Source organism: Paraburkholderia madseniana, assembly GCF_009690905.1.
GTDB lineage: Bacteria > Pseudomonadota > Gammaproteobacteria > Burkholderiales > Burkholderiaceae > Paraburkholderia > Paraburkholderia madseniana.
The window spans coordinates 1-26206 of sequence record NZ_VOSW01000029.1; the positions used below are offsets into that span (position 1 = coordinate 1).

At 61.6% G+C, this 26206-nt stretch carries 26 protein-coding genes; 11 read left to right on the forward strand and 15 right to left on the reverse strand.

Annotation, left to right across the window (positions count from 1 at the left end; translation table 11 throughout):
- Nucleotides 1–496: 496 nt before the first annotated feature.
- Entirely contained in the window at nucleotides 497–1045 is a 549-nt protein-coding gene (gene hpaC, locus FSO04_RS16755) for a 4-hydroxyphenylacetate 3-monooxygenase, reductase component (RefSeq protein ID WP_154560746.1), read from the reverse strand.
- A gap of 268 nt (nucleotides 1046–1313) precedes the next feature.
- Here hpaC and FSO04_RS16760 point away from each other — a divergent pair, with 268 nt between their 5' ends.
- Entirely contained in the window at nucleotides 1314–1976 is a 663-nt protein-coding gene (locus FSO04_RS16760) for a response regulator transcription factor (RefSeq protein ID WP_154560747.1), read from the forward strand.
- On the opposite strand, the gene FSO04_RS16765 is transcribed toward FSO04_RS16760, so the two are convergent.
- The 5 genes from FSO04_RS16765 to FSO04_RS16785 are packed head-to-tail and all read right to left on the reverse strand — an operon-like array spanning nucleotide 1966 to nucleotide 5994.
- Nucleotides 1966–2709, reverse strand: coding sequence for an SDR family NAD(P)-dependent oxidoreductase (locus FSO04_RS16765; RefSeq protein ID WP_154560748.1), 744 nt, complete (start codon nucleotides 2707–2709; stop codon nucleotides 1966–1968). The two genes, FSO04_RS16760 and FSO04_RS16765, sit on opposite strands and share 11 nt — an antisense overlap.
- Nucleotides 2710–2714: 5 nt before the next feature.
- Nucleotides 2715–3845 carry an amidase gene (locus tag FSO04_RS16770; protein ID WP_154560749.1) on the reverse strand — a complete coding sequence of 377 codons (1131 nt, stop codon included), beginning with the start codon at nucleotides 3843–3845 and terminating at the stop codon, nucleotides 2715–2717.
- Nucleotides 3842–4357 (reverse strand): nuclear transport factor 2 family protein, encoded by a 516-nt coding sequence (locus FSO04_RS16775; protein ID WP_154560750.1) that lies wholly within the window; start codon nucleotides 4355–4357, stop codon nucleotides 3842–3844. The genes FSO04_RS16770 and FSO04_RS16775 overlap by 4 nt, the downstream gene beginning before the upstream one ends.
- Nucleotides 4358–4377: 20 nt before the next feature.
- Nucleotides 4378–4755, reverse strand: coding sequence for a hypothetical protein (locus tag FSO04_RS16780; RefSeq protein WP_074283434.1), 378 nt, complete (start codon nucleotides 4753–4755; stop codon nucleotides 4378–4380).
- Nucleotides 4756–4803: 48 nt separating this feature from the next.
- Entirely contained in the window at nucleotides 4804–5994 is a 1191-nt protein-coding gene (locus FSO04_RS16785) for an acyl-CoA dehydrogenase family protein (RefSeq protein ID WP_154560751.1), read from the reverse strand.
- A gap of 251 nt (nucleotides 5995–6245) precedes the next feature.
- Here FSO04_RS16785 and FSO04_RS16790 point away from each other — a divergent pair, with 251 nt between their 5' ends.
- Entirely contained in the window at nucleotides 6246–7736 is a 1491-nt protein-coding gene (locus FSO04_RS16790; RefSeq protein WP_154560752.1) for a PAS domain-containing sensor histidine kinase, read from the forward strand.
- Nucleotides 7737–7743: 7 nt separating this feature from the next.
- Here FSO04_RS16790 and FSO04_RS16795 read toward each other — a convergent pair whose 3' ends face one another.
- The 3 genes from FSO04_RS16795 to FSO04_RS16805 are packed head-to-tail and all read right to left on the reverse strand — an operon-like array spanning nucleotide 7744 to nucleotide 10868.
- Complete coding sequence (locus FSO04_RS16795; RefSeq protein ID WP_154560753.1) at nucleotides 7744–9060, reverse strand: MFS transporter; 1317 nt, start codon at nucleotides 9058–9060, stop codon at nucleotides 7744–7746.
- Between the two features lie 27 nt (nucleotides 9061–9087).
- Nucleotides 9088–9588, reverse strand: a complete 501-nt coding sequence (locus FSO04_RS16800; protein WP_154560754.1) for an aromatic-ring-hydroxylating dioxygenase subunit beta — start codon at nucleotides 9586–9588, stop codon at nucleotides 9088–9090.
- Nucleotides 9585–10868: an aromatic ring-hydroxylating oxygenase subunit alpha gene (locus tag FSO04_RS16805; protein WP_154560755.1), complete on the reverse strand. Its 1284-nt coding sequence runs from the start codon at nucleotides 10866–10868 to the stop codon at nucleotides 9585–9587. The genes FSO04_RS16800 and FSO04_RS16805 overlap by 4 nt, the downstream gene beginning before the upstream one ends.
- Nucleotides 10869–10972: 104 nt before the next feature.
- Between FSO04_RS16805 and FSO04_RS16810 the strand changes: the two genes are divergently transcribed.
- Both FSO04_RS16810 and FSO04_RS16815 read left to right on the forward strand, forming a co-directional pair.
- Complete coding sequence (locus FSO04_RS16810; RefSeq protein ID WP_054041527.1) at nucleotides 10973–11893, forward strand: LysR family transcriptional regulator; 921 nt, start codon at nucleotides 10973–10975, stop codon at nucleotides 11891–11893.
- Nucleotides 11894–12033: 140 nt separating this feature from the next.
- Nucleotides 12034–12879, forward strand: a complete 846-nt coding sequence (locus tag FSO04_RS16815) for a DMT family transporter (RefSeq protein ID WP_154560756.1) — start codon at nucleotides 12034–12036, stop codon at nucleotides 12877–12879.
- 40 nt (nucleotides 12880–12919) lie between these two features.
- Here the strand turns inward: FSO04_RS16815 and FSO04_RS16820 are convergent, their stop codons facing one another.
- Both FSO04_RS16820 and FSO04_RS16825 read right to left on the reverse strand, forming a co-directional pair.
- Nucleotides 12920–13801 carry an NAD(P)H-binding protein gene (locus FSO04_RS16820; RefSeq protein WP_154560757.1) on the reverse strand — a complete coding sequence of 294 codons (882 nt, stop codon included), beginning with the start codon at nucleotides 13799–13801 and terminating at the stop codon, nucleotides 12920–12922.
- 78 nt (nucleotides 13802–13879) lie between these two features.
- Nucleotides 13880–14611, reverse strand: coding sequence for a glutathione S-transferase (locus tag FSO04_RS16825; RefSeq protein WP_154560758.1), 732 nt, complete (start codon nucleotides 14609–14611; stop codon nucleotides 13880–13882).
- A 135-nt stretch (nucleotides 14612–14746) separates the two neighbouring features.
- On the opposite strand from FSO04_RS16825, the gene FSO04_RS16830 reads away from it, so the two are divergent.
- Complete coding sequence (locus FSO04_RS16830) at nucleotides 14747–15589, forward strand: LysR family transcriptional regulator (protein ID WP_166618196.1); 843 nt, start codon at nucleotides 14747–14749, stop codon at nucleotides 15587–15589.
- Between the two features lie 87 nt (nucleotides 15590–15676).
- Here FSO04_RS16830 and FSO04_RS16835 read toward each other — a convergent pair whose 3' ends face one another.
- On the reverse strand, nucleotides 15677–16564 hold the full coding sequence (locus tag FSO04_RS16835; RefSeq protein ID WP_154560760.1) for a LysR family transcriptional regulator: 888 nt from the start codon (nucleotides 16562–16564) through the stop codon (nucleotides 15677–15679).
- Between the two features lie 102 nt (nucleotides 16565–16666).
- Between FSO04_RS16835 and catB2 the strand changes: the two genes are divergently transcribed.
- From catB2 to catC, 3 genes are all read left to right on the forward strand, one after another.
- A complete protein-coding gene (catB2, locus tag FSO04_RS16840; protein ID WP_154560761.1) occupies nucleotides 16667–17824 on the forward strand; it encodes a muconate cycloisomerase CatB2 in 1158 nt (385 codons plus the stop codon).
- Nucleotides 17825–17871: 47 nt separating this feature from the next.
- The gene (gene catA, locus FSO04_RS16845) at nucleotides 17872–18780 is read left to right on the forward strand and encodes a catechol 1,2-dioxygenase (protein ID WP_154560762.1); all 909 of its coding nucleotides are present in this window, start codon (nucleotides 17872–17874) and stop codon (nucleotides 18778–18780) included.
- A gap of 139 nt (nucleotides 18781–18919) precedes the next feature.
- Entirely contained in the window at nucleotides 18920–19210 is a 291-nt protein-coding gene (catC, locus tag FSO04_RS16850; RefSeq protein WP_154560763.1) for a muconolactone Delta-isomerase, read from the forward strand.
- 54 nt (nucleotides 19211–19264) lie between these two features.
- Here catC and FSO04_RS16855 read toward each other — a convergent pair whose 3' ends face one another.
- Nucleotides 19265–20242, reverse strand: coding sequence for a PDR/VanB family oxidoreductase (locus FSO04_RS16855; protein ID WP_154560764.1), 978 nt, complete (start codon nucleotides 20240–20242; stop codon nucleotides 19265–19267).
- 404 nt (nucleotides 20243–20646) lie between these two features.
- Nucleotides 20647–21606 (reverse strand): LysR family transcriptional regulator, encoded by a 960-nt coding sequence (locus tag FSO04_RS16860; protein ID WP_054041525.1) that lies wholly within the window; start codon nucleotides 21604–21606, stop codon nucleotides 20647–20649.
- A 139-nt stretch (nucleotides 21607–21745) separates the two neighbouring features.
- Here FSO04_RS16860 and FSO04_RS16865 point away from each other — a divergent pair, with 139 nt between their 5' ends.
- The 3 genes from FSO04_RS16865 (at nucleotide 21746) to FSO04_RS16875 (ending at nucleotide 25170) form a co-directional block, all read left to right on the forward strand.
- Nucleotides 21746–23056 carry an MFS transporter gene (locus tag FSO04_RS16865; RefSeq protein ID WP_154560765.1) on the forward strand — a complete coding sequence of 437 codons (1311 nt, stop codon included), beginning with the start codon at nucleotides 21746–21748 and terminating at the stop codon, nucleotides 23054–23056.
- Nucleotides 23057–23135: 79 nt separating this feature from the next.
- Entirely contained in the window at nucleotides 23136–24158 is a 1023-nt protein-coding gene (locus FSO04_RS16870) for a histone deacetylase family protein (protein WP_154560766.1), read from the forward strand.
- Nucleotides 24159–24423: 265 nt separating this feature from the next.
- Complete coding sequence (locus FSO04_RS16875; RefSeq protein ID WP_154560767.1) at nucleotides 24424–25170, forward strand: glucose 1-dehydrogenase; 747 nt, start codon at nucleotides 24424–24426, stop codon at nucleotides 25168–25170.
- 128 nt (nucleotides 25171–25298) lie between these two features.
- Here the strand turns inward: FSO04_RS16875 and FSO04_RS16880 are convergent, their stop codons facing one another.
- On the reverse strand, nucleotides 25299–26180 hold the full coding sequence (locus FSO04_RS16880; RefSeq protein ID WP_168435713.1) for a LysR substrate-binding domain-containing protein: 882 nt from the start codon (nucleotides 26178–26180) through the stop codon (nucleotides 25299–25301).
- Nucleotides 26181–26206: the final 26 nt, after the last annotated feature.

A 26206-nucleotide genomic window follows, 5' to 3' on the forward strand; every position in this document is an offset into this window, starting at 1 on the left:
AGGTCCCAGCATCTTCGCCGCCACTACAACGCGGGCAGCAAACCGCGCGACGTGCAGGAAACGGGTTGTGCAGACCTTCCTTAGCGGTTTAAGCTGCTTTCTCTTGCCTACTTCTCTTTGCAGCCGGCAAAGAGAAGTAGGTGCCGCCCCGCACAGGGGCAACGCTAATAGACCACTAACAATGCAAGGAAAGGCACCAAAGCCAGATCAAGGAAAGGCCAAAGCCCTAAGAACACTGACAATGAGCGCCACGCAGGCAAAAGAGGAATTCAGAACTTGTGCCGCAGGACCACCCGTGTTGCCAAAGAACAAAGTATTCGGATTGGCGACATCGAGACAACCCACACCCAGCGCCAACGGCCCATTCCCTTAATCTGATCGACTGTTTCGTTGAAGCCGTCGCGGCGGTGCCGCAGTTTCAGTTCGATACCGATAGCGCGGGCGTAATTTAAGCAGGCCACGCGCCGCGGCTGGTTTCAATCGTTCCCGTCGCACCTCAATGCGATGCCGAGCGTTTGATGCGGTGGAAATTGCGATCGAAATAGATCAAACCATCACCGTCCGTGCGCACGCTGATGCAGGTGGTTTTGACGAACATGACCGAGTGCGAACCCACTTCCTTCAGATCGACGATCTCGCCCTGCAGACTCGCGAGTGCGTCGCGCAAAACCGGTACACCGTGCGTGCCGTCGTCCCAGATCGGCCAGCCAAAGCGTTCTTCCATCGGCACCTGCGTCATGCCGGCGAAGTGACGCGCGAGCAGTTCATGCTCGCCGGGCAGTACGTTGATGCAAACATGCCGGTTGCGTTCGAAGGTGGCGTGCATCGCGCTCGAGCGATTCAGGCAGACGAGCAGCGTGGGCGGCGCATCGGTGACGGAGCACACGGCGCTCGCGGTGACGCCGCAGCGTCCATGCGGACCGGCGGTCGTGATGACGTTCACAGCCGCGGATAGATGTGCCATGGCCTGACGGAATTGCTGCCTGGCTGCCAGCTCGGTGTCGGCGACGGGAGTCGCTTGCGTTGCTTGTGGATTCGGCGTCATGTTCTGGGTTCCTGGGGGCGCGGTAGGGATCTGGATTCAAGCGTAATCAATCCACGCGCGGAAAAAAATCAGCGCGAGCGGTGCGCGTAGAGGCCTCTTTCCCAGTCCGTCTAAAGGTTTCCCCAATGCCTGTCTGCACGGTGAGCGCATGAGCGACTTTTATCTCTTCTACAGGGTAATTATCGCTTTGCAGCGCTTTTTCCACTGGTTATCATGAGCCCGCAAGACGCTTCGAATCGCGCCTATCCCGAACCGTTCCACAGACTCCATGTCCCAGCAGCCTCAGTCCGCTTTGTCCCTCGCACCGATCGTCTATATCGTCGACGACGACAACGGTATGTGCACCTCGCTCGCATGGCTGCTCGAGTCGGTCGGCGTGAAGTCGGCGGGTTTCGCCAAGGCTAGTGAATTTCTTAGCGCGTTTGATCCGGACGTGCCCGCGTGTCTTGTGCTCGATGTGCGCATGCCGGAGCAAAGCGGCTTCGACGTGCAAGCGGAGTTGAACCGTCAAGGTGCGACGCTGCCGATCATTTTCGTCAGCGGTCACGGCGACATTCCGATGTCGGTGCGTGCCTTGCAGAACGGCGCGATCGATTTCGTCGAGAAACCGTATAACTCGCAGCAGATGCTCGATCGCGTGCAGCGTGCATTGAAACTTGCGTCGCAACGTCACGCCGCTGATCAGAAACAGCGCGAGTTACGCAAGCGCCTGGCGTCGTTGACGGCACGCGAGAAAGAAGTGCTGCGCGGTGTAATCGACGGCAAGGGCAGCAAGCGTATCGCCTCTGATCTGTCCATCAGCGTGAAGACCGTCGACGTGCATCGCGCGAGCATCAAAGACAAACTTGGCGCGGCGTCCATCGCGATGCTGGTGCGCGACGTGATGGCGGTGTGGGATCAGGAGGCGGCCGCGTCGGGCACTAACGCATGAATAAGCCGCCGTTCACGTCCCAGCATGCGCCGTTTGCAAAGTAAGCGTTCTCTGCAGCCAGCATGACCGCGACATCGGCGACATAGTCCGCTGAGCCCAGACGTCCCGCCGGAATGTTGGCGATCACCGCCTTCAGTTTGTCGGGCGCGACGCTCTCGTGCACGATCGGCAGGTCCATCGGCCCAGGTGAAATCGCGTTGACGGTTACGCCCGCTGTGCCGAGGTCGCGCGCGAACACCTTGGTCAACGTGATAACGCCGCCTTTGGCTGCCGCATAGTGCGCACCGGTGGCCGATCCGCCATTCTGTCCCGCTAGGGAGGCGATATTGACGATGCGCCCCGCGCCAGCGTCGGCGAAATGCTGGCCGAACACCTGACAGCCGAACAGCACGCTGCGCAGATTCACGTTGATCACCTGATCGAACTGCTCGGCGGTGATCTCCATCACGGGTACGACTTTGGATGCGCCTGCGTTGTTGATCAGTGCGTCGATACGGCCCCAGCGTTGCAGGATCGCATCGCGTGCGGATTCGAATGCGGTCTTCGCGGTGACGTCCAGATTCAGTGCGAAGGCGCTCGAGCCATCGGCGCTCAGATCGCGGGCGAGAGCCTGTGCGGCATCGAACGCAATGTCGCCGATGGCGACCGCGTAACCCGCTGCGTGAAAGCGCGTGGCAATCGCGGCGCCAAGACCGCGCGCGGCGCCGGTGACGAGTACGACTCTTTTCTGCATTGCTTTTACTCCGTGAGAAGAGCGGCTTCGAAACGCGCCGCAATCGCGCACACCTGCTCATCCGCCCCCTTGCGTCCGACGATCTGCAAGCCCGCCTTGAGCGGCGAGCCATCGATAGGCAACGGCAAGCTCAATGCCGGATGGCCGCTCAGATTGAACGGCCGGATCAACGACGACATGGCGATGACCGGCGTGCCGCCGCGTGCCTCGTCGAGCGTGATCGGTAGCGCGGGAAGTGAGGGCAGAATCAATACATCCACGCTTTCAAGCGCGTGATCGACAGCGGCTGTGAATTGCCGACGTACCGACTCCGCCGCCTCGCATTGCGCCGCGGTTGTATTCGCAGCGGCGCGCAGCCGTGCATCGAGATCGGCACCGAGTTTGCCGGTTGCCACGAGATGACCGAACGCATGAAAAGTTTCTACGTTGATGATCGCGAGGCCCGCTTCGAAGGCGGCGGCAAGCCCTGCAAGTTCCAACGTGCGAGCGGTGCAATCAGCCTGGTCCGCCGCGCGCGTAACGGCTTTAAGGATTTCCGGCATTGCGTCGACTTGCACGATACCGACGTTCCACGCGCCGCTTCGCGCCGCGTGGGCTGCATGTGTGTCGAAGTCGGCGGTAATCGCCTGCATCGCGGCGATGATCATCTGCATCTCGCGCGCGAACGGCCCGACGCAATCGAGCGTCGATTCGCGCGGTGCAACGCCGCGCCGCGAGACGCGCCCAAAAGTCGGCTTCAAGCCGATTACGCCGCAACACGCAGCGGGGCCACGAATCGAACCACCGGTGTCCGTGCCAAGCGCGGCATCCGCAAGCTTCAAACCAACGGCCGCCGCCGAACCGCTCGACGAGCCGCCGGGAATGCGCGAGGTGTCCTGGGGATTTTGCGGCGTGCCGGTGTAGTCGTTGATGCCGGTCATGCCGAATGCCAGCTCGTGCATATTTGCCTTGCCGACGATGTGCCAACCGGCATCGAGCAACCGCTCCACGACTTCCGCATGCTGCTGCGCATGTGGCGTGTCAGCTAGCGCCCGGCTTGCGGCCGTGGTCGCGTAACCGACAATATCGATCGTGTCCTTGATCGCGATGCTGGGGCCCGTGCCGCCTATCGACAATGTCTGGATAAATTCGTTCATGGGTTCGGTTTCCTTGCATTGACTTGCCAGGGCGCATCGAAAAGACGCTCGGTGCGAAAGTGCGTGATGAGCCAGTCGCGACCATTGTCGGCGGGTGCGAAATCCACATTGAGGCGCGCCGAGATCAACTCGGCTTGCGCGTCGACGTAGCCGGACGCTTGCAGCATGATCCAACGGCCTTTCGCGGTTGCGCCCTGCATCTCGATGGTTTCCGACGTGAGGAAATGCACGTTGACCGAGAAATGCGGCGACGGCGGCAAGTAGCGCGTGAGCATCGCGAGAATTTCCGCGTGACCGGTGAGGCGGCCGAACTTGCTCGCGTACTGCGGGCCGATGCCTTCCCAGATCGCGTCGGCAGCGAAGAGGGCCGCAAGCGTCTCGCCTTCCAGCACACCCGAAGGCACGTCGCAGAGCGCCATATAGCGCGCCATCGTGCAGCGCACGGCGGATTCGGCTTCGAGCGCGACAAGCCGTTCGGTCAACCGGGCAAGCGTATCCGTGTTCTCGTTCATCGCATCATGCTCCGGCACGCTCAAGCCGCGTTGGCGTGTTGCGGCGGCACTTGCAGCGCGCGGCCAACGCGCGCTTCGATCTTGCCGTAGCGCCACAGGTTATATTCGCCGACCGGTGTAGTGCGATACAGATTGCACACCGCCACTGCGGTATCGAAGTCGCGCACGTCGGCCATGATGTAGAACGTCCACGGCGAGTTGTCAGCATTGCCGACGGTGAGGCGGTCGTCGTCCATGATGCCGAGCACGCTGACGCCGTCCATCGATTCGACCGCCGCCAGCATCTTGCCGTAAGCCTGCCAGACTTCGCCGATCTTCTCGCGCGGCAAGTCGAAGAAATTCTGCGTCACGCCGCAGCAGAACAGAACGCGCAAGGGCAGCTTCGGGTTATCGGACATCGTGTGGTTCTCCATGAAATCGTTTGAACGGCAAAATCAGAAAATGACTTACAGGTAGCCCGGAATCGGCGGCACGCCGACGAACACCGCACCGGCGCCATCGAAGTTGCCTTCGCCGAGGAACGCGTGCTGGGTGACCACCATTGCGTCGCGCACCAGGCGCTGCAGCGGATGCGAGCGGTAGATCGCCATCGTGCCACCGAGCCGGTAAGCGCGCTGCACGACGTCGGCGCCTTCGCGGGCGATCTGCGTCGCGGCGAGCCGCAGCAGGCTGGTCTGGTCCGGTGTAACGGGGTTGCCGGCGAGGATCGATTGCCAGACGTCGTCGGTGGTGTCGTAGAAGAACGCGCGGGCTGAACGCAATTGCGCTTCGGCTTTCGCCAATTCGATCCGGTAGTACGCGCGGTCGGCGAGTTGCGGCGCGCCGGTTGTCGTTTTGCGGCCGCCGGCCATCTGGTTGGAGACATCGAGCGCCGCGCGTGCAAGGCCAAGGTTGACCACGGCCAGCACTTGCGCCGCGTAGGCGATGGTTGGATAGCGATACAGCGGTTCGTCGACGCAAGGTTCGCCGCCCCGCACGAAGGTCCAGTCGTCGGTGACGAACTGATCGGTGACGCGCAGATCGTGGCTGCCGGTACCTTGCATGCCGACCACATCCCAGTTCTCAACGATCTCAACCTGATGCGGGCGGAACACGGCGGTGCGTGGTTTGCCGGGCGCACCAGCGGCGCCCGAGCCTGAGCTGGCCGCACCGATTCCGACGCCGAGCCAATCCGCGCCCTTGCAGCCGCTCGCGAATTTCCACGTACCGTTTACACGCCAACCACCGTCGGCAGGCTGAGCGGCTTGCACCGGGAACAGACCGCCTGCGAACACCTGATCGGGACCATCGGCGTAGATCTGCGCCTGAGTGGCCAGAGGCAAGGCCGCAAGATACACGTTCGCCGAGCCGAAACTCGCGACCCAGGCCGCCGAGCCGTCCGCTATCGCGATACGTTCGATCATGTCGAGAAACGCGGTAGGTGCGAGCGCATCGCCGCCAAAACGCTTGGGCGTTGCGGCGCGATACACGCCCGCACGCTTGAGTTTGACGATGACGTCGCGCGGCACATGCGACAGGCGATCGAACTCTTCGCGCCGTGCGGCGATTTCGACGATGACGTCGGCGAGCGGCAAACGCGTTGCATCGCGGCTGGCTTCTGCGACGGCGGCAACAGTGTCGATGGCGGTGTCTGACATGGCGGGGCATCTCCTTGATTCGTTATCGGCTGGAACACGAGGCACGCTTTGGTCGCGGGCAAAGACGCCGGCGACAGCGCGTGCAGGGTGAGGCCAGTCTAGAAATGCAAAAAGAACGCTTCAATTGGGACGCGAGAGGTGTTTTTAGGTACCGCGCCGGGGGTATCTAAAGAAATCTTCAGACGCGAATCATGCCGACTGGTGTTATGTTCCTCCACGTACGCGATCGAACTTTTGTGCAGCCTCGCCCGATGAATTTCCCCGCCGAAGAAGATTTCCACCGCCTGCTCGACGCGCTGACGCTGTGCGTGCTGCTGCACGACGCCGAAACGAAGGCGATCGTGTGGGCCAATCGCGCGGCTTGCGAGGCGCTGGGTTTTACGCTTGAAGAAATGCTGCCGCTCAAGGCGAAAGACATGACCCGCCCGGTGCCGAAGTACCGGCGCGAGATCGGCGTCGGGGCCATGGACCGTGCGATCACCGAGGGCCCGCAGGTCTACGAGTGGTGTTACCGCTCGCGCACGGGCGCCGATATGCTGTCCGAAGCCATTGCAACCTACGTGCCGCTGGAGGAGCGCGCGGTGGTGATGGTGCAGTTCCGCGACATCAGCGTCGAGGACACGCTCAAGCAAACGCTGCGGCGTTACGAGTCGCGGCTCCGTGAGTTCATGCAGGATCTGGGGGAGGGCGTGGCCGTGCTGACGCCCGCGGGCGAAGTGGAATTCGTCAGCGAATCCGGACGGCGTGTGCTGGGTCTGGAAGAGGGCGCGCCAATGGGCGACGTGCTCGACTATTGCAGCGAATCGGATCGCGACCGTCTGCTCGAACAGCTCGCCGCAGCACCGCGCATCCAGCCTTCGGCACCGCAGCGTTATCGCATCACGCGCCGCGACGGCACGCCGGGCTGGTTGCGCATCACGTGCAGACGCATCGAGATCGAAGACGACCTCAACGGGCGCCTGCTGCACTTTCGCGACATCACGGACGAAGTCGCTGTCGAAGAAGCGCGCCGTAACGAGGCGCGGCTGCTGGAATACGCGGGGCGCTACAACGCGATGGGCGAAATGGCGACCGCAATCGCACACGAGTTGAGTCAACCGCTCGCCGCGGTGCGCAATTTCATCGAGGGCGCGATTCTGCGGCTCGGGCAACCGGGACCCGTCGACGATGCGTTGTGGGGCCTGCGCAGCGCCGATCGTCAGGCCGAGCATGCGGCGGTGATCATCAAAAGCGTGCGCGATTACATCGTCAAGCGGGAACCGAGCGAGACCCATGCGGACCTGCGTGACGTTATCGCGGACGTCGCGTACTTCATCGAATTGCGCGCGCGAGACGCGGGGGTTGCGGTCACGATCGAGCAGGCACCGGAAGCCTTGCCGGTGTATTGCGAGCGCGTGCTGATTGGTCAGGTTGTGCTGAATCTGGCGTTCAACGCGATCGAGGCGCTGACGGAATGCACGCATGTCGCTGCAAAGCGGGGTGAATTGCGCCTCGTCACCAGTCTGCGTGGAAAATACGCGCTCGTGCAGGTCATCGACAACGGCCCCGGCGTGCCCGCCGAAGCGCACGGCCGCCTGTTCGACGGGTTCTCTTCGTCGAAGGCGGGTGGCAACGGCATTGGTTTGTCGCTGTGCAAAAACATCGTCACGCGGCATGGTGGCGAAATCTGGGCCAAACCGGCGCGGCAGGGCGGGCTTCAATGCAGCTTTACGCTGCCGATTATGGCCGTTCCCGCCGGCTGATCGCGTTTCAATCATGCGTCGTGTTGATGTTCTTCGGAATGGTCACGAGCGTGATCGCGGTGATGAGACCGAAGCCGATCAGCATCAATGCGACCGGCCACGGCGCATGCACCTTCGAATACAGCGCGATCGCGACCAGAGGCGCGAGTCCGCCGGAAAACACCGAGGCAATTTCATGGCCTAGCGCCATGCCCGAATAGCGGACCTCGGTAGGAAAGAGTTCACCCATTAGCGCAGGCTGTGTGCCGATCATCGCGGCGTGGCAGAACGGCAAACCCAATGCGAGCGAGAGGAACACGAGCAACGGTTCATGCGTATCGATCAGCCAGAACGCGGGAAATGCGATCACGACAAGGCCGAGCGCGCCGATCATATACACCGGCCGGCGTCCGATCACATCCGATAGCCGCCCCCACAGAACGATCGTGGCGAGTTCGAGCAGCATCGCGAGCATCACGCCGCCGAGCATCACCGAGACAGGCACACCGATCGTCTTGCCGTACACCAGCACGAACGAGAGGAAGATATACGTGCCGCCGTTTTCAGCGATACGCAGCCCCATGGCCTGCAATACCTGCTTCGGGTGATTGCGCAGCACGGTCAGCACCGGCATGTGCTTTGGTTTGGCAGCGGTAAAGTCGCGGCTCTCAGGCAGGCTCCGGCGAATATAGACGCCGACGCCGAAGATCAGCACGCTCGCGAGAAACGGCAGGCGCCAGCCCCAGGACATAAAGCTTTCCACCGGCAACCGCTGCACCAGATAGAACGCGGCCGCCGACAGCACGAAGCCGCCCGCCACGCCCAACTGACTGAACGATGCGTAATAGCCACGGCGATTGGCGGGCGCGCTCTCGCTGATGAGCAGCACGCCACCGCCCCATTCGCCGCCGGACGCGATGCCTTGCACGACCCGCAAACAGATGAGCGCGATCGGTGCGAGGAAACCGATCTGCGAGAACGTCGGCAACAGGCCGATGCCGAAGGTCGCCACGCCCATCATCATCAGCGTCACGACGAGCGCGCGTTTGCGGCCATGCCGGTCGCCGATATGACCGACCACGATGCCGCCCAGCGGCCGCGCGAGGAAGCCAATCGCAAAGCCTGCAAACGCGGCAAGGGTGCCCATCAGCGGATCGCCGTGCAGCGGGAAGAACAACGGCCCGAAGATCAGGGCCGCGGCCGTGCCATACAGAAAAAAGTCGTACCACTCCAGCGCATTGCCGATCACGGAGGCGACGATAATCCGCCGCAGTGTCCGCGAGGTCGCAGGCGCCGCTGGCGTGGCGGCTGATACGGCCGTGGGAGAAAGCGTGTCGTTTGGCATCGTCGTGCTCGCAGGTAGCGTCGTCAATTACAACAGGAATCCGATCGCGCTGAGCGCCTCGGTCGAATCGATCAGGCGGATCACCTTCTGCACGATGCGCGGCTCACCGCTTGCGAAACTGACGCGATGCGTGAGATCCGCCGCGAACAGGGTCGACTTGCCGCGTTTGTACGCGACGATGACCTGCGCCGAGCTCACCTCGACCTCGTCGCTCGTATCGCTCGTCAGCGTGAAACGCGAAACCGTGCGCACGGTGCGGGCGGCGTCGCTCGCCGAGGCCGAATGGCCGGACGTCATGCGCTGCACGCGTTTTTCGCGCATGTCCTGATCGTCGTACGCGTAGTTGAGCGTGGCGGCGAAGTCGGTGGTGTCGTGATCGATCGGCACCACGTAGAAGCCTGCCGGGTCCCACAACGAAAGCCACGCGTGATAGTCCTTGCGGTCCAGCAATTCGGCTTCCCGCCAGATGAGTTCGATCGCGCCGGCAAAGATCTGCTGCGAGAACAGCGTGTTCCTGTCATCCATCATGCTTGCTCCATCATCGTGCGCCATTGCGCGTACGCTTCGCGCATCCCGGTTTCGTCGGTAGCGTGTGCGGTCTTTTCGCCGTTCGGCGCGGTGCTCTCGCGATTCAGGCCGCGGTTCACGAGGATCGGCAGATCGGGACCGGCATGCGAGCCGCGCTGCACGCGTTCCCATGCTTCGGCGTCGTCCGGGCTGCCGAAACCGAATGGGCCCTGGAAGTGTTCGTGAATGCGCAGACGCACGCGGTTCGCTTCGTCGGGGCCACCGTCCATTGCCAGGGCGACGTGACGGATTTCCGTCTCGTTCGCGGAAATGGGCCGCAGCACGCGGAAAAATGCCATCGAGAGTGCGAGGTTCGGAAACAGATTCAGGTTGAAGCCGACACCCATCAGTGAACGCACAATGCGGCGCACTTCGTCGGGCGTGTGCTTTTCGCCAAGCGTGGCGGCGAGTTCCTGGAAGCGCTCAGGAATGGGGGCACCGTCGTCCTTGTCAAGATCGACGAGTTCCGGCACCAGCACAGCGAGGCTATGGCCGTTGCCGAGCGAGCGGCAGAAGGCTTCGTCGCTGGTCATGAAGCTCGTGATCGCCGCGGCCGTTTCGTCGTCGATCGATTTCATCCACGACTTGTGGACGACCGGGAAGTGATACAGGTCGGTGGTGTTTTCGAGCTGGATTTTCCAGTTACCGTTAAAGCGGAAGCGATGTTCGCCGTTGGCTTTGATCGGATAGCCCGCGCCTTGCTTCATGAAGAGGTCGATCCACGGCTTGGCGCCGCCGAGGAAATCTTCGAGCGGCTCGATCTCCTGATTGAAGCTCGCGAAGATCAGACCTTGATAGATACCCACGCGCAAACTGGCGAGCGGCAACTCGGTCTTGTCGATCACGCCTTCATAGCCGTCGCCATAGGGCAGTGCGCGCAATGCGCCGTCGAGGCCATAGGTCCAGCTGTGATACGGGCACGTGAAGCCTTTCGCATTGCCCTTGTGCTGCTCGCAGACCGTTGCGCCGCGATGGCGGCAGCGGTTCTGCAGCACATTGACGGCGCCGCTCTTGTCGCGCACCACGATCACCGGCTGGCGGCCGATCGTGGTGGTGCGGAAGTCGCCCGGATTCGGCAGTTCGCTTTCGTGCGCGACCCAGATCCACGTTTTGTAGAAAATGCGCTCGAGTTCGGTTTCGAAAACCGCCGGGTCGTAGTACAGCGACGGGGCGACGCGGTCGGACTGCGCGCGCTGGTACAAGGCGCTCGTGTCGACGGTCTGATATGAGGAATCGCTCATCGTGGTGTAGGTGGGGTGGTCGATGAAGCAAAGTCTCGCTGAGCGACTGATATGCGTCAAATTGATCTAAAATAAAATATAAAATCAATCTCATGGATATCTCGATGAATTCGCTGGACCACGTCGACCTCAATCTGCTGCGCGTTTTCCAGGCGATCGTCGAGGAGCGCAGCCTCACGCGGGCCGGTCAGCGGCTTGCCTTGTCGCAGCCGGCGATCAGCTATTCGCTGGGGCGTTTGCGGACCCTGTTCGACGATCCGCTGTTCATTCGCACGCGAGCCGGCATGCAGCCCACGCCGATCGCGCTCGAACTGTCGGGCATCGTCGCGCGGGCGCTGGATACGGTGCGCGAAGCGCTGCGTTATGCGGAGCACTTCGATCCCGCCGTCAGTACGCGCACGTTCCGGTTATCGCTGTCCGATGCGGGGGAGTTGGCGTACTTGCCGCCGATTTGCGAGGCCTTGCACCAGCAGGCGCCGCGCGTGAAATTGCGCATCGAACCGCTGCCGGTGGAAGAAATCGAAGATGCGCTGCGTGGCAGCCGGCTCGATTTTGCAATCGGCAATCTGCCGACGTTGACCGCGCGCACGCGTCATCAAGCGTTATTCGAAGAGACTTACGTTTGCATGACGCGCAAACGGCGCGGCTTGCCGCGCACGAAAGAACTGGCCATGAAAGCATTTCTGGACGCGTCGCACGTGCAGATCACGTCGGTCGAGCACAGCCACTATGCACTCGACGATGCGTTTCGTGCGCAAGGTGTGGGCCGGCATATTGCGCTGGAATTACCGCACTTCGTGGCCTTGCCGAGTGTGCTGGCCGTGACCGACCTGTTCGCGACGCTGCCGCGGCGTCTTGCTCAGATTTTCAATCGTGATGGCGGGTTTCAGCTCTACGAGTTGCCCGTTACCTTGCCGATGGCGGCAGTCACGATGCATTGGCACGAGCATTTCGATCAGGACGAGGGCAACGTGTGGTTGCGCAATCTGATGGGCGATATCGTGCGGCGATTCGACGAGCGTTGAGACGGGAGTGCGGCTGGACCGTGCGCAAGCGGGTCGAGCGGGAGCGGCCAATAATCGTCGAGGATGGCGCCTGGCCGTCCTCGCGGGCGATACACTAAGCTGTCACAGACCCTCAAGCGCGTGACTGACGCCGACGCTCCATGCCGCGTACGCGAATCGCCTTGCTTACCACCCTCGCAATGTTCGCCTTTGCAGGGAATTCATTGCTTTGCCGTCTGGCGCTGAAAGGCGCGGGGGTCGATGCAGCAACATTCACGTTGGTGCGGGTGGTGTCCGCCGCTCTCACGCTCTGGTTGATGCTGCGAGCACGTGGTAGTCCGCGGGGTATCGCTGGCAACTGGTATTCGGCACTTGCACTTTTTGCCTATGCATCCGGGTTTTCATTTGCATACGTCGGCCTTCCGGCCGGGACAGGCGCGTTGCTTCTTTTCGGCTCTGTGCAGGCTACGATGATCGGACACGGCCTTTGGACGGGGGAGCACCTGCGCGTACGGCAGTGGGCGGGACTGTTGTTGGCACTTAGCGGTCTGATCGGTCTCGTTCTGCGCGGAATCTCGGCGCCACCTCTGCAACCTTCTCTTTTGATGCTGGGGGCGGGCGTCGCGTGGGGCATTTATTCGTTGCGAGGCAGGCGTTCTTGCGATCCGACAACGACTACCGCAGGGAACTTCCTGCGAGCCGTGCCGTTTGCGGCAGCGGTTAGTCTGCTCACACTTGCGCACCTCTCATTAGAACGATCCGGAATCGTGTATGCCATGCTCTCCGGAGCATTGACCTCTGGCGTTGGCTATGTCATCTGGTACGCGGCCCTAAGGGGACTGAAAGCGGCTACCGCTGCCACCGTGCAATTGAGTGTGCCGGTCATCGCGGCAATGGGCGGGATAGTGTTGCTCGGCGAACCATTGACGCTGCGCTTGCTGGGCAGTTCGGCCGCAATCCTTGGCGGCATTGCATTGGTAGTCGCCAAAAAGCAAACGGTCAAATAGCGACACTTCGACCAGGCGAACAGAACACATTGGCAAGAATTTACTGCTCGAACGCTCGACGATGGGTTCTCACAAAGTCGCCGACGGTTTGGGGGGCTCGCCCGGTGATCTCGCCGATAACGCCATCTACGCCGGAGAAAATTCCGTTCTGGTAGTCGACGGCGATCGCGAGGAAGTGCTGGATTAAAAATTCCGGCAGATCGTATTTCTCCAGATGCTCGCGATATTGCTCGATGGTTGACGGGCGATAGGCTATCTTGCGACCCAGAACCTTGCCGACTTCATCGGCAATCTCTTGCTGGCCCAGTTCGACGGGTCCGAACAGCGGATAGGTCTTTCCGATATGGCTGGACGGTTGTGCGAGGACGGAGGCGATCAGGCGAGCCTGATCCTCGGCTGCGATCGGCGCGTGGCGCCCTGTACCATAGGGCAGCGTGATCTTGCCTTCTTGCACGATAGGATCGCGCACCCATGGAAAAATCAGCCATTCGGCGAAGAACGTCGGGCGAATGTGGACGGTCGGTACATTCGACCAGTCGAGCACACGTTCTGCGATCCAATGGTCGCGCGCGGCGTGGCTCTTCGAATCTTCCCGGGCGGAAATTTGCGACATTTCCACGACAACTTCGACGCCCGCGCGCTGCGCAGCGTCCGCGGAATACGCGGTGGCCTGGATATAGCTTGGATGGACGGGATAGCACAGGTAAGCGCCCGTTACGCCGTCCATCGCGCGTATCACGTCGTCATGCTCGAGAAGATTGCCAACGACGACGTCTGCGCCCTCGCTCCGGAGCAATGCACTACGTTCGTCTTCCTGACGCACGAGGGCGCGAACCAGGTGTCCGTCATTGAGAAGATGGCGAATCGTGTGGACGCCAGTTTTGCCGGTGGCGCCGGTGATCAGGTACTTGCGTTGCGGCATGTTGGATTCTCAAAACAAAAAGGGCATGGATACTCGTCGCGAGTGCGGGGGATTGTCGGCAGGCAGACAATCACTGAGTTAGCTCGCAGACGACGTGGCGGCCTTGCTGTTCAGATAGGCAAGCAGAGGCTCCAGATGCGGTAGGTCTTCGGCATTGAGGTTCTGGCCGCTTCGGTTTTTGACACTGGGACGGTCGTTGATCCTGGCTCGCCATTCCAGCAACGCGGTGTGATCGGCCGGGACTGTCAGTCCTGCGTAGTCCCCATGCATCAACGCTGCCCACACCGTTATGTCAGCGACGGAGAACTGGTCGCCCGCGACGTAGGGTTGAGTCTGCAGAACACCGTCGAAGTATTTCATTCCTGCTATCGCCCGTTCCCCGTGTTTGTCGCCCCATTGTTTGCGGAAGGCCCAGTCGGCACTTTTGAAGGCCTCATTGGCTTTGCCAAGGCCCGGCGTCGAGTGGTGGAAAAACACGCCTATGCCGTCGATCAGTTGATGGTCAGCGCGCCGTTGCATCATGTGGATCACCGCTTTCTCGCGGGGTGTGCGTCCGGTGAGGATCGGGTTTCCGTCGAGGTTGTCGAGATACTCCGCGATCGCAACACATTCACCAATGAACGTGCCGTCGTCGAGTTCAAGAACGGGAACCGTCGATGTCGGATTCTTTTCCCGGAATGGACCTTTTTGATGCTCTGCATCGTAGAGATTCACGCGAACAAACTCCACCAGCGATTCCATTCGCTTCTCCGCCAGCACGATGCGAATGCGAGCCGGGTTAGGGAAACCTTCAATGTCATGGATCTTCATTTGAACCACCTTCAATTGTGTGTGTCGGGGAATCGTCACTGCGATGCAAAATGTATCAGCGGGACCGGCGGCCGGGAATCCGGCAAGATTTCACCTTGCTTGTGAGAATTTGCACCGATGTTCGACTGGAATGACATGAGGCATTTCATAGCCCTGGCGGAGGCCGGGACGTTGTCCGGCGCGGCACGGACGATGAAGGTGGACCACGCTACCGTCGCGCGGCACATCGCGGCGCTCGAGCATGCGTTGGGCGAAAGACTGGTAGACCGGCTTGCGCGACGGTGGCAGTTGACGGAGGCGGGCGGCGAAGTGGCTAGCGCGGCTGAAGGCATGCTGGCACAGGCCCATGCGCTGGAAAGGGGAGTGAGGGCGCGAAAAACGACAGCACGCGCGAAGGTAACGGTGAGTGCGCCGCCTTCCCTCGCGAGCACCTTCCTCGCGTTGCGCATTACAGAGCTGGGCTTGCGGCATCCCGAACTCGATCTGGTTCTGCTAGGCAACCAGTCCTTCATTTCGCTTGGTCGCCAGGAGGCGGACATCGCAGTCCGCCTGTCCAGACCGACCGAAATGACCAATGTCGCGCGTAGAGTCGGCAGGATGGCGTATCGGCTGTATGCGGCACCGGGCTATACCGAACTGCCTAGCGAAGAGTGGCAATTCATTGCTTACGACTCGTCGCTCGATCATGTGCCCGAACAGGAGTGGCTTTACCGCTTTGCCGACGGCCGAAGGATCCGGTTCAGGAGCAATGATCTGACGAGCCAGCTCGCCGCGGTGCGCATGGGTTTGGGCATCGCAGTATTGCCGCGTTTTTTCGCCGGGGCCGACAAGGGCGTGCTGGCTCTGGACACGGAAGAAAGGCTGTCGCGTGACATCTATCTCGTGGCTCACACCGATATGCGACGGAATGCGGCTATACGCGTGGTGATGGATTTAATCGCCGAAAAGCTCGCCGATGAATTCGTCGGGCACGAGTAGTCAAATGGGTGGCCGGCTACCCGGGCGCGGAGCCGGCCGGCGGATTAGGAGGCGCTTAGAGCCCGCTTCAAGCCACCTTCCGCGCCTTCAACCCCGCTTGAACAACTCCCGGGCCAGCGAACACAGCAACGTGGTTGTCGGCGATTCATCCTGCAAGCGTCGGCTCATGATGATCGGCGACGAGATATTGGCCGCCGGAACCGGCCGGTACACCACGCCATGTGCGCGCAAACCCTCGACGCTTTCCGGCACGAGACACACGCCGACCTGCGCCGCAACCAGCCCCAGTGCGGTTTGCAACTCCCTCACTTCATGGACCGCTTTCGGCTCCAACGCATGGTCGTGCATCGCCGATAGCTGTTGGTCCGCATAGCTCGGCCGCGGCGTGCTCGGATAAACAATCAGCGTTTCCTCGGCGAGCGCGGCCAGCGTCAGCGGCTTCTTCTGGCGTGCGAGCGGATGGTTTTGCGGCAACGCGGCAATCATCCGTTCTTCGACGAGCACTTCGCGCGCCAGTTGTGCATCGTCGAAACGCAAGCGGCCAAAACCCACGTCGATACGGCCGCCTTTGAGGGCGCCGAGTTGCTCGATCGTGAACATTTCGATCAACGACAACTCGATGTGCGGCGCCGCCTCACGAAATGCGCGGATCACCGCCGGCAGCGCGCCATAGAGCGTGGACGGCACGAAGCCGATCACGATGCGCTCGGCCAGTTGCGCGAGGCGCCGCGTAAGCGGGGCGAGTTCGTCGGCATCGTCGACCAGACGCTTGGCCTGCGCATAGAAAATGCGGCCGGCTTCGGTCAGCCGCAGCGGCCGCGAGCCACGCTCGAACAGCGCGAGGCCAACGCTTTCCTCGATCTGCTGGATCTGGCGGCTAAGCGGCGGCTGCGTCATATGCAGGCGATTGGCGGCCCGCGTGATGTTCATTTCTTCGGCGACCGCAATGAAATAGCGGAGTTGGCGAAGTTCCATGCATACCCCTAAGGTATGGAAGTAGTCGGAATCGGTGTTGGACTGCTTCGCGGGTTGTTTCTACTATGGGGCTCTCATGAAAGCAGTTCAGGAGAGCAACGAATGATAGCAACACCCGTGAAGATCGAGAGCGTGGAGACGATTCTCGTCGACGTACCGACGATTCGTCCGCACCGGCTTTCGGTTGCAACGATGAATTGCCAGACGCTCGTGCTGGTGCGCATCCGTTGCGCCGACGGTATGGTTGGCGTGGGCGAGGGCACCACCATCGGCGGCCTCGCATACGGCGAGGAAAGCCCGGAAAGTATCAAGGTCAACATCGATACGTACTTCGCGCCGCTGCTCACAGGCATGGACGCAACCCGTCCAGGCGCGGCGATGGCGAAGTTGCGCGCGCTGTTTCAGGGCAACCGCTTTGCGAAATCCGCAGTTGAAACCGCTTTGTTCGATGCCCAGGCGCAGCGTCTCGGCGTGCCTCTGTCGGAGTTGTTCGGCGGCCGAGTACGCGATTCGGTGGACGTGGCGTGGACCCTCGCAAGTGGCGACACGACCCGCGATATCGACGAAGCCGAGCGTGTTTTCGAAACGAAGCGGCATCGTGTGTTCAAGCTGAAGATCGGTTCGCGTGCGCTTGCCGACGACGTCGCGCACGTCGTGGCGATTCAGAAAGCGCTGGAAGGCCGCGGCGAAGTGCGTGTCGACGTGAACCAGGCATGGACCGAATCCGAAGCGATCTGGGCCGGCAAGCGCTTCGCCGATGCAGGTGTTGCGCTGATCGAGCAGCCGATTGCCGCGGAGAATCGCGCTGGCCTTAAACGTCTGACGGATCTTGCTCAGGTGCCGATCATGGCGGACGAAGCGTTGCACGGCCCGGCGGACGCATTCGCCATCGCCAGCGCGCGTGCGGCCGACGTCTTCGCCATCAAGATCGCGCAATCGGGCGGCCTGACTGGCGCCGCGCAGGTGGCGGCGATTGCGCTCGCCGCGAACATCGACCTGTATGGCGGCACGATGCTCGAAGGCGCGGTGGGCACGATTGCCTCGGCGCAACTCTTCAGCACCTTCGGCGAACTGAAGTGGGGCACTGAACTCTTTGGGCCGTTGCTGCTGACCGAAGAGATTCTCACCGAGCCGCTGCGCTACGAAAACTTTGCGTTGCACCTTCCACAAGGGCCCGGCCTCGGCATCACGCTCGACTGGGACAAGATCGACCGCTTGCGGCGCGATACGCGCAAAGGCGCAAGCGTTACCACGAACTGACGGTTCATCCGCTAACCGCCGAGAACATTAAACGAAGGAGATACCCCATGAACAAGCAAGCTATCGACGCACTGCTGCAGAAAATCAACGACAGTGCCACCAGCGAAGGCAATCCGCGCACGAAGCAGATCGTCAACCGCATCGTCCAGGATCTGTTCTATACGATCGAAGACCTCGACGTGCAGCCGGCCGAGTTCTGGACCGCGCTGAATTATCTCGGCGACGCGGGCAAGAGCGGTGAGCTCGGCCTGTTGGCCGCGGGCCTCGGCTTCGAGCATTTTCTCGATCTGCGTATGGACGAAGCGGAAGCCAAGGCGGGTATCGAAGGCGGCACGCCGCGCACCATCGAAGGACCGCTGTATGTGGCGGGCGCACCGGTGTCCGACGGGCATGCTCGGCTCGATGACGGCACCGATCCCGGTCAGACGCTGGTGATGCGTGGCCGCGTGTTTGCCGAAGACGGCAAACCGCTCGCCAATGCGCTGGTTGAAGTGTGGCACGCGAATCATCTCGGCAACTACTCGTACTTCGACAAGTCGCAGCCGGCTTTCAATCTGCGCCGCTCGATTCGCACGGATGCCGAAGGCAAGTACAGCTTCCGCAGTGTGGTGCCGGTCGGTTACTCGGTGCCGCCGCAAGGGCAGACGCAACTGTTGCTCGATCAGTTGGGCCGTCATGGGCATCGTCCGGCGCATATCCACTTCTTCGTGTCGGCGCCGGGCTGCCGCAAGCTGACCACGCAGATCAACATCGACGGCGATCCGTATCTGTGGGACGACTTTGCGTTCGCCACGCGCGACGGCCTCGTTCCGGCGGTCAAGCAGGCCGAGGGCGCGGAAGGCAAGCCTTATGGCGTGGAAGGCCAGTTTGCGCTGATCGACTTCGACTTCACGCTGTTCAAGGAGCGCGACAACCTGCCGGGCGCCGAAGTGGAACGGCTGCGTGCTGAAGCCTGAGGCTGTGGCTGTGGCGCTCTAACGCGCCGACGCCTGAAAACGCATACGCATACCGCATGAATCTATCGACCCTGGCTGCGCGACGGAGTATTCCGCGTAGTCGGGGTTTTTCATTACCGATCAGAAAAGGAGAGCCAACATGCTGTTTCACGTTGAGATGACCGTCAACCTGCCGCTCGATATGGACGCCGAGCGCGCCGCGCGCTTGAAATCAGATGAGAAAGCCATGTCGCAGAAGCTACAGGAAGAGGGTGTATGGCGGCACTTGTGGCGCATCGCTGGGCGCTACGCAAACATCAGCGTGTTCGATGTGGAAAGCCCCGCGCAACTGCATGACGTGCTGAGCCAGTTACCGCTGTTTCCGTATATGGATGTCGAAGTGCGCGCACTGTGCCGGCACGCATCGTCGATTCGCGACGACGACCGGTAAAGACGGAAGGAAGAAGGTGCTGCGAATGCAGCACCTGGCCGGCACTAAAAAACCTTAAAGATCGAGCACCAGCAGCGGTGACGTGGCGCGCGAGACGCAGCAGCAGATCACTTTGCCGCTTGCCCTTTCAGCTTTGCTCAGGCAATGGTCGCGATGCTCGGGCGTGCCGCTCACCACATCGACCATACAGGTCCCGCATACGCCTTCGCCGCATGAGGTATCGACTTCGATACCGATCGACGCCAACGCTGCGACGATCGTCGTATTTTTATCGACATGAACCGTAGCGCCGCTGCTGGCGATCTGTACATCGAATGCATCGAGCGCGTTTGATTCGCTGCTAGCCGCCGAAGCGGGCTCGGCGGCGAAGCGTTCAAGGTGAATCGCCTCGGCAGCCACGCGCTGTTCGCCGATCGTCACCACGCGCTCCATGAAGGGCCCCGGGCCGCAGGTATAAATGTGCGAACCCTCGCGCGCACTTGCCACGCAGTCGGCCAGCACTGCATCGAGCTGTTCTTTTTCGACGCCGAAATGAGGCCGCACGAAATCACTGAACGGTGCGCGCGACAGCAACGGTAAGAACGCCGCATGCTCCGCGCTGCGTGCGAAATAATGCAACAAGAAGCGCTCGTTCTGCTTGAGCAGGCGATAGGCCATGCTCAACAGCGGCGTGACGCCAATGCCGGCCGCAATCAGAATGTGCTCGCTCGCGCCGGACGCAAGCTGGAACAGATTGCGCGGCGCACCGATCGTCAATTCGCAACCGACAGTCACGTCGTCATGCAGCGAGCGCGAGCCGCCGCGCGACGCGTCTTCACGCTTGACGGCAAACAGGTGCGCTTCACGATGATCCGGGTCACCGCACAAGGAATACTGCCGCGTGATGCCCGAGGGCACGGTGACGTCGATATGGGCGCCGGGCTCGTAGCGGTCGAACGGTTGTCCGTCCAGACGCGATACGCTGAACGAGCGCACGCCGTGCGCTTCGTCACGCACGCTGTCGACGCGTACGCTGAAGGTGGTTCTTTCCATGATCTTGCTGGCCAAAGGACAGAGAGGGGCAGAGCGGACGCCGCATGCAATGCGCGGCGGCCGGTTGTGCGTCAAGGATAAGAAGCCGCCAACAATCAGGCAAATCGATTAAAAATTGGTTATTAAATAAGTCACATTGATAATAGGGTGTCAGCCCCGCGCCTTCGTCATCCTTCGACACCTGCCAGATGCCGGCGCCGAGATCGCCTTGCATCCGGTCGATTCAGTTACTGGCGCGCGTATTCGTTTGATCAGGAAGTGGCGAACGTGAAGCAGGAGGGCTGGATTGTGTGGTCGACTATTCTGGATACGCTGGGCGCGTTAGCTGTGCTGGCAAGTGTGGTCGCGCAGATCGCGTTTATCCGCAAATGCGGAAATCGGTGAACCGCCTGGTTCATCTTCGGTCAGCGCGGCGCAAGCCGCTCAGGTAGCGCGTAACGTTGCATCGTGCGCTCCATTCCGTCGAGAAACGCCTGCTCTGCGGCGTTCATCTTGCGTGCGCGCAGCCACAGCAGATCGATGTCGACGTCGACCAGACCCTCTTCGGGTGGCAGACGCCACAGCCGCTGCTGCGCGAGATCGTCGCGCACGATGTGCTCGGGCAGACAACCGATGCCATAGCCCGCGAAGATCAGCCGCCGCACTTCGTCGAGGCTTGGCGAGGCAGCCACGATGCGTCCGGTAAAGCCGCGCTGATCGCGAAACACGGTGAGCGGCGAGAGGCTGTCGCCGATCTGGTCGCTGGTGAACGACACGAAGTTTTCCGCCAGCAATTGATCGATCGACAATGCATGCCGCCCGAACAGCCGATGATGCCGCCCGCAGAAAAGCGCATACCGTTGCCGCAGAAAGCAGCGCTGTTCGAGTTTGTCGACGGGGGTGCGGCACAAGCCGAGCCCGGCTGTGGCCGTTTTTTGCAGCAGTGACGAGATGATGTCCGACGAGCGCATCACTTCGATCTGCAAATCCACGCGCGGATAGGTCTTGTGGAATTCCGCGAGGAATTCGTCGTAGACGCCGGAGTCGATCCGGCTCACCGACAGGAGCCGGATCGACCCGGTGATGTCGTCGCTGCGGTCGTCGAGTTCGGTTTCCAGCCGCGACATGTGGCCGTAAATATCGCTGGCGATGCGGTACACCTCCTCGCCGGCGCGGGTCGGTTCGAAGTGCGGGCCGCGGCGCTGGATCAGATTGCGCCCGAGCGTGTCTTCAAGCCGTTTGAGCGCCTGGCTGACCGCGGGTTGCGTCAGATGCAAACGGGCCGCGGCACGGCTGACGCTGCGCTCCTGCATGATCACGAGGAAAGTGCGCAGCAGGTTCCAGTCGAGCCGGTCATTCAAAAAACGCGTGACGTCCGCGCGCAACTGAGTCATGGAATCACCTTCGACATTAGCCAGATTTATAGCCGGGATAATAAACCGAAATTTGACTAATATTTTATGGCTGGCGATAAAACACCTCACAAGATGGCCTGATATCAGGCATCGCGACAGAGGAGCCGCCATGAACGCTTCACCCCAAGCCACCCGTCAGCCCGTGCGAGCGGCCAGCGCCGCTTTCATCGGCACGATGATCGAGTGGTATGACTTCTACATCTACGCCACGGCCGCCGCGCTGGTGTTCGGCGAGTTGTACTTCCCCTCACATGACCCGTTTGTCAGCACGATGGCGTCGTTTGCGACCTTCGCGGCTGGCTTCTTCGCGCGGCCGCTGGGCGGCGTGATCTTCGGCCACCTGGGCGATCGTATCGGCCGCAAGAAGGCGTTGATGACCACGCTGATGATGATGGGCGTCGCTACCGTGTGCGTCGGCTTGCTGCCGGCTTATACGAAGGTGGGCGTGCTCGCGCCGGTGCTGCTGGTGTTGCTGCGGGTGGTGCAAGGCGTGGCGGTGGGTGGCGAGTGGGGCGGCGCCGTGCTGATGGCCGGCGAACATGCGCCGAAAGGGCGGCGCACGTTCTTCGCTTCGTTCGCTCAACTGGGTAGCCCGGCCGGGCTGATTCTCTCGCTGATCGCATTTCGCGCGGTCACGTCGATGCCGCACGACGATTTCATCGCGTATGGCTGGCGTCTGCCGTTTCTGGCGAGCGCGGTGCTGCTCGCGGTCGGCATCTTCATCCGCATCGGTGTGAACGAGTCCCCGGAATTCCAGCGCGAGAAAGCAGCGAAGCGTACCGTCGAGTTGCCGATTGCCGAAGTGTTCCGTTCCTCCGGCGCGCTCGTTGCGCTGTGCATCGGCGCGAATACGATCGGCATTGCGGGCGTGTACTTCACCAACACTTTCATGATTTCGTACACCACGCAAAACATCGGCGTGTCGAAATCGCTGATTCTCGATTGCCTGTTCGCGGTCGCAATCATCCAGTTTCTGTCGCAACCGCTCGCCGCATGGCTTGCTGAAAAGATCGGCGGTGCGCGCTTCCTCAAGTTGGCCGCATTCGCCGCGATGCTCTCGCCCTATCCGATGTTCACGCTCGTGGAAAGCGGCAGCCGGCTATCGATGATTGTCGGCATCGCGCTTGCCGTGGTGTGCATGGCGAGTTTCTATTCGGTGATCGCGGGCTTTGTCAGCGGCGTGTTTCCGGTGCGGGTGCGTTATTCGGCGATCTCGCTGTCGTATCAGGTGTGCGGCGCGATTGCGGGTGGTTTGACGCCGCTGGCGGGGACATGGCTCGCGCACAAATTTACCGGGCAATGGTGGCCGCTTGCCGTGTTTTACACGTGCCTCGCCGGCATCTCGTTGTCGTGCATCGTCGCACTGGATGCGCTGAAACACCGTCGTGTGGATGCCCCCGAAGCACTGCCTGCAAGCTGAATCAAATGAAATCAAGGACGTTCCCGGCGCGTGCGATGATGGCCGTACCGGCCTACGCCTGAAGCAAAGGAACTGGAATATGCAGACGTTTTTTCATCCGGCGCAGTTGAAGCATCATCCGCGCAGCTATCTGTCGCGTGGGCAGATGCGCACGCCGCAGGAAGTGCCTGAACGTGCGTTGCGCCTCGTGGAAGCCGTGAAGAAGCTCGGCTTCGACGTGCAGGAACCGGCGGATTTCGGTGCTGCGCCGCTCGCCGCGGTGCATGGGATGAACTATCTGCGCTTCCTCGAAGAAGCGCACCGCGAATGGAAAAAGATCCCCGCGGAGTGGGGCGACGAAGTGATGTCGAACGTGTATATCCGCGAGAACAATCCATTGCGCGGCGTGCTTGCGCAAGCGGCACGCTATCTCGCCGATGGTAGTTGTCCGGTCGGCGCGGATACCTACGAATCCGCTTACTGGTCGGCGCAGAGCGCGCTGGCCGGCGCGCAGGCGATTCTCGACGGTGCGGGTGAAGCGTACGCGTTATGCCGCCCGCCGGGCCATCACGCGCGTGCCGAAGCGGCCGGCGGTTTCTGCTATCTGAACAATGCGGCGGTTGCAGCGCAGGCGCTGCGGCAGAAGTACGGGCGCGTCGCGATTCTCGATACCGACATGCATCACGGCCAGGGCATTCAGGAGATTTTCTACAGTCGTGACGACGTGTTGTACGTGTCGATCCACGGCGATCCGACGAATTTCTATCCCGTGGTAGCCGGTTTTGAAGACGAGCGCGGCGCGGAGAAAGGCGAGGGCTATAACGTCAATCTGCCGATGCCGCATGGTTCAACGGAAGCCGTGTTCTTCGAGCAAGTCGACGCGGCGCTGCGCGTTCTCGCCCGTTTTCAACCGGATGTGCTGGTCGTTGCACTGGGCTTCGACATCTACAAGGACGATCCGCAATCGATGGTGGCGGTGACCACCGAGGGCTTCGGCCAACTCGGCGGCCAACTCGGTGCGCTGAAACTGCCGACGTTGATCGTGCAGGAAGGCGGGTATCACATCGAAACGCTCGATGCGAACGCGCAGTCGTTTTTCGGCGGGTTTGTGTCCAAGCGATGAAGTCAGGCGGGTGTCGCGTCGATGTCCGCGTCGGTGCCCGCCGCGCCTTTGTTTGACCTTCCCTCGTGCGTTCCGCCCCCAACGTCTTTCCGATTGTTCGGCTCATCCGACGTATCTATTCGTTTCCAGCCGCTTTATCCATGCGGCCAGTGTGCCTACATTGTGTCCAGTGACAGCGCCACTGCATGTCCCGCTTCATCGGCGTCCATCCCGCGAATCTTCGCGACAGCGACGCCGGCGCGAACTCCATCCAAAGGAAACGATCATGAGCAAACTCACAGGTAAGGTTGCGGTTGTAACGGGCGCATCGAAAGGTATCGGTGCAGCGATTGCGAAAGCATTGGCGGCGCAAGGCGCATCGGTGGTGGTGAACTATGCGTCCAGCAAGGCCGGCGCAGACGACGTGGTCGCCGCAATCACCGCAGCGGGCGGCAAAGCAGTGGCCGTTGGCGGCGATGTTTCCAAGGCAGCGGACGCGAAAGGCATCATCGATGCGGCAGTCGAAACCTATGGCCGCCTCGACATTCTCGTCAACAATTCCGGCGTGTATGAGATGGCGCCGATCGAAGACATCACCGAAGCGCACTTCCACAAGCACTTCGACGTGAACGTGCTGGGCCTGCTCCTGGTCACGCAAGCGGCGGTGAAGCATCTGGGCGAAGGCGGCAGCATCGTGAACGTCAGCTCGGTCGTCAGCCGCATCACGCCGCCGGGCAGCTCGGTCTATACCGCCACCAAGGGCGCGGTGGACGCCATCACCGGCGTGCTCGCACGCGAACTCGGCCCGCGCAAGATTCGCGTCAACTCTGTGAATCCCGGCATGGTTGAAACGGAAGGCACGCATACCGCCGGCTTCATCGGCTCGGACTTCGAGGCCTGGGCGGTCAGCACAACACCGCTTGGCCGTATCGGTCAGCCTGACGATATCGCCGACGTCACCGTGTTCCTTGCCTCCGAGGACTCGCGCTGGATGACCGGCGAAAGCCTGATCGCCAGCGGCGGTTCGCGGTAAAAGGATTGGCGAGCAGCGTGTAGTGGTGGGTTCGTATGGCGATGCCATGCACCGCCTCGACACGCGCCCCCTGCGCCAGGACTGCATGAAAACGCCGCCGGGCAATCGTTGCCCGGCGGCTTATTGTTTTATTGCGCCGCCACAGTAGCGGTGCTTGTCAGCTCCACCGCAAACAACGCGTCCAACAGATTCGACCCCGGCCTTTCAGCAAGCCGCGTGAGCGATTCGATCATCTGCACCTGACAATCCTGAAGCGGAATCATCCTGATCCGCCGCGATTCATTGAATTCGGCGCGCGCGATCACGCCCACCCCCATGCCTTGCGCGACCGCTTCCTCCAGCGCTTCACGCCCGTCCACGTACATCACCGGTTCGACCTGCAACGACTCGCGCACCAGTTCGATTTCCAGCAATTGCTGAGTGACCGATTGCCGCTCGCGAAAAATCATCGGCTGTTGCACGAGTTCCGCGTAGCTCAGCTTGCGTTTCTTCGCCACGGGATAGCTCACCGGCACCATGGCCACCAGCGGATCGCGCCGCAGCACGCGTGACTCGAGCCGGCTGTGCACCTGCGGGGCGGCGGTAATGGCGGCGTCGACCGCGCTCGACAACACGCGCTGCATGCAATCCGCGGCATTGGCGATCGAGAGCGTTACGACGATCCCCGGATGCAGCTTGCGAAAGGCGCCAATCAGCGCGACGGCCAGATCGGGCGCGTCCGCCACCAGCGAGAGCGAGCCGGACTCGAGCCCACCCGCGGATTCGAGCAGTTGCCGCGCGTCGCGCTCGCAGCTAAGCATCTGCCGCGTCACGGTGAAGAGACGCAGGCCGAGTTCGGTGGTTTCGACGCCGCGCGGGCCGCGCTCGAACAATTTGACGCCGTAATCCTGCTCGAGCCGCTTCACGTGATCCGACACCGCCGGCTGCGTGAGCGACAGCGCCTGCGCCGCTTTGGAAAACCCGCCGTGTTCCGCGACCGCATGAAAGGCCCGCAATTGCGCGTATTGCACGTCTGCCTCACCGAGAGATAAGTTTT

Coding starts and splice junctions, on each gene's coding strand:
- FSO04_RS16770 (WP_154560749.1), bottom strand. CDS start 3,845: ATGAACGAATTTATCCAGACATTGTCGATAGGCGGCACGGGCCCCAGC.
- FSO04_RS16790 (WP_154560752.1), top strand. CDS start 6,246: ATGAATTTCCCCGCCGAAGAAGATTTCCACCGCCTGCTCGACGCGCTG.
- FSO04_RS16805 (WP_154560755.1), bottom strand. CDS start 10,868: ATGAGCGATTCCTCATATCAGACCGTCGACACGAGCGCCTTGTACCAG.
- FSO04_RS16800 (WP_154560754.1), bottom strand. CDS start 9,588: ATGATGGATGACAGGAACACGCTGTTCTCGCAGCAGATCTTTGCCGGC.
- FSO04_RS16825 (WP_154560758.1), bottom strand. CDS start 14,611: ATGAAGATCCATGACATTGAAGGTTTCCCTAACCCGGCTCGCATTCGC.
- FSO04_RS16775 (WP_154560750.1), bottom strand. CDS start 4,357: ATGAACGAGAACACGGATACGCTTGCCCGGTTGACCGAACGGCTTGTC.
- FSO04_RS16815 (WP_154560756.1), top strand. CDS start 12,034: ATGCCGCGTACGCGAATCGCCTTGCTTACCACCCTCGCAATGTTCGCC.
- FSO04_RS16810 (WP_054041527.1), top strand. CDS start 10,973: ATGAATTCGCTGGACCACGTCGACCTCAATCTGCTGCGCGTTTTCCAG.
- FSO04_RS16870 (WP_154560766.1), top strand. CDS start 23,136: ATGCAGACGTTTTTTCATCCGGCGCAGTTGAAGCATCATCCGCGCAGC.
- FSO04_RS16760 (WP_154560747.1), top strand. CDS start 1,314: ATGTCCCAGCAGCCTCAGTCCGCTTTGTCCCTCGCACCGATCGTCTAT.
- catB2 (WP_154560761.1), top strand. CDS start 16,667: ATGATAGCAACACCCGTGAAGATCGAGAGCGTGGAGACGATTCTCGTC.
- FSO04_RS16875 (WP_154560767.1), top strand. CDS start 24,424: ATGAGCAAACTCACAGGTAAGGTTGCGGTTGTAACGGGCGCATCGAAA.
- FSO04_RS16830 (WP_166618196.1), top strand. CDS start 14,747: ATGAGGCATTTCATAGCCCTGGCGGAGGCCGGGACGTTGTCCGGCGCG.
- FSO04_RS16785 (WP_154560751.1), bottom strand. CDS start 5,994: ATGTCAGACACCGCCATCGACACTGTTGCCGCCGTCGCAGAAGCCAGC.
- FSO04_RS16820 (WP_154560757.1), bottom strand. CDS start 13,801: ATGCCGCAACGCAAGTACCTGATCACCGGCGCCACCGGCAAAACTGGC.
- FSO04_RS16765 (WP_154560748.1), bottom strand. CDS start 2,709: ATGCAGAAAAGAGTCGTACTCGTCACCGGCGCCGCGCGCGGTCTTGGC.
- catC (WP_154560763.1), top strand. CDS start 18,920: ATGCTGTTTCACGTTGAGATGACCGTCAACCTGCCGCTCGATATGGAC.
- catA (WP_154560762.1), top strand. CDS start 17,872: ATGAACAAGCAAGCTATCGACGCACTGCTGCAGAAAATCAACGACAGT.
- FSO04_RS16865 (WP_154560765.1), top strand. CDS start 21,746: ATGAACGCTTCACCCCAAGCCACCCGTCAGCCCGTGCGAGCGGCCAGC.
- FSO04_RS16855 (WP_154560764.1), bottom strand. CDS start 20,242: ATGGAAAGAACCACCTTCAGCGTACGCGTCGACAGCGTGCGTGACGAA.
- FSO04_RS16795 (WP_154560753.1), bottom strand. CDS start 9,060: ATGCCAAACGACACGCTTTCTCCCACGGCCGTATCAGCCGCCACGCCA.
- FSO04_RS16835 (WP_154560760.1), bottom strand. CDS start 16,564: ATGGAACTTCGCCAACTCCGCTATTTCATTGCGGTCGCCGAAGAAATG.
- FSO04_RS16780 (WP_074283434.1), bottom strand. CDS start 4,755: ATGTCCGATAACCCGAAGCTGCCCTTGCGCGTTCTGTTCTGCTGCGGC.
- hpaC (WP_154560746.1), bottom strand. CDS start 1,045: ATGACGCCGAATCCACAAGCAACGCAAGCGACTCCCGTCGCCGACACC.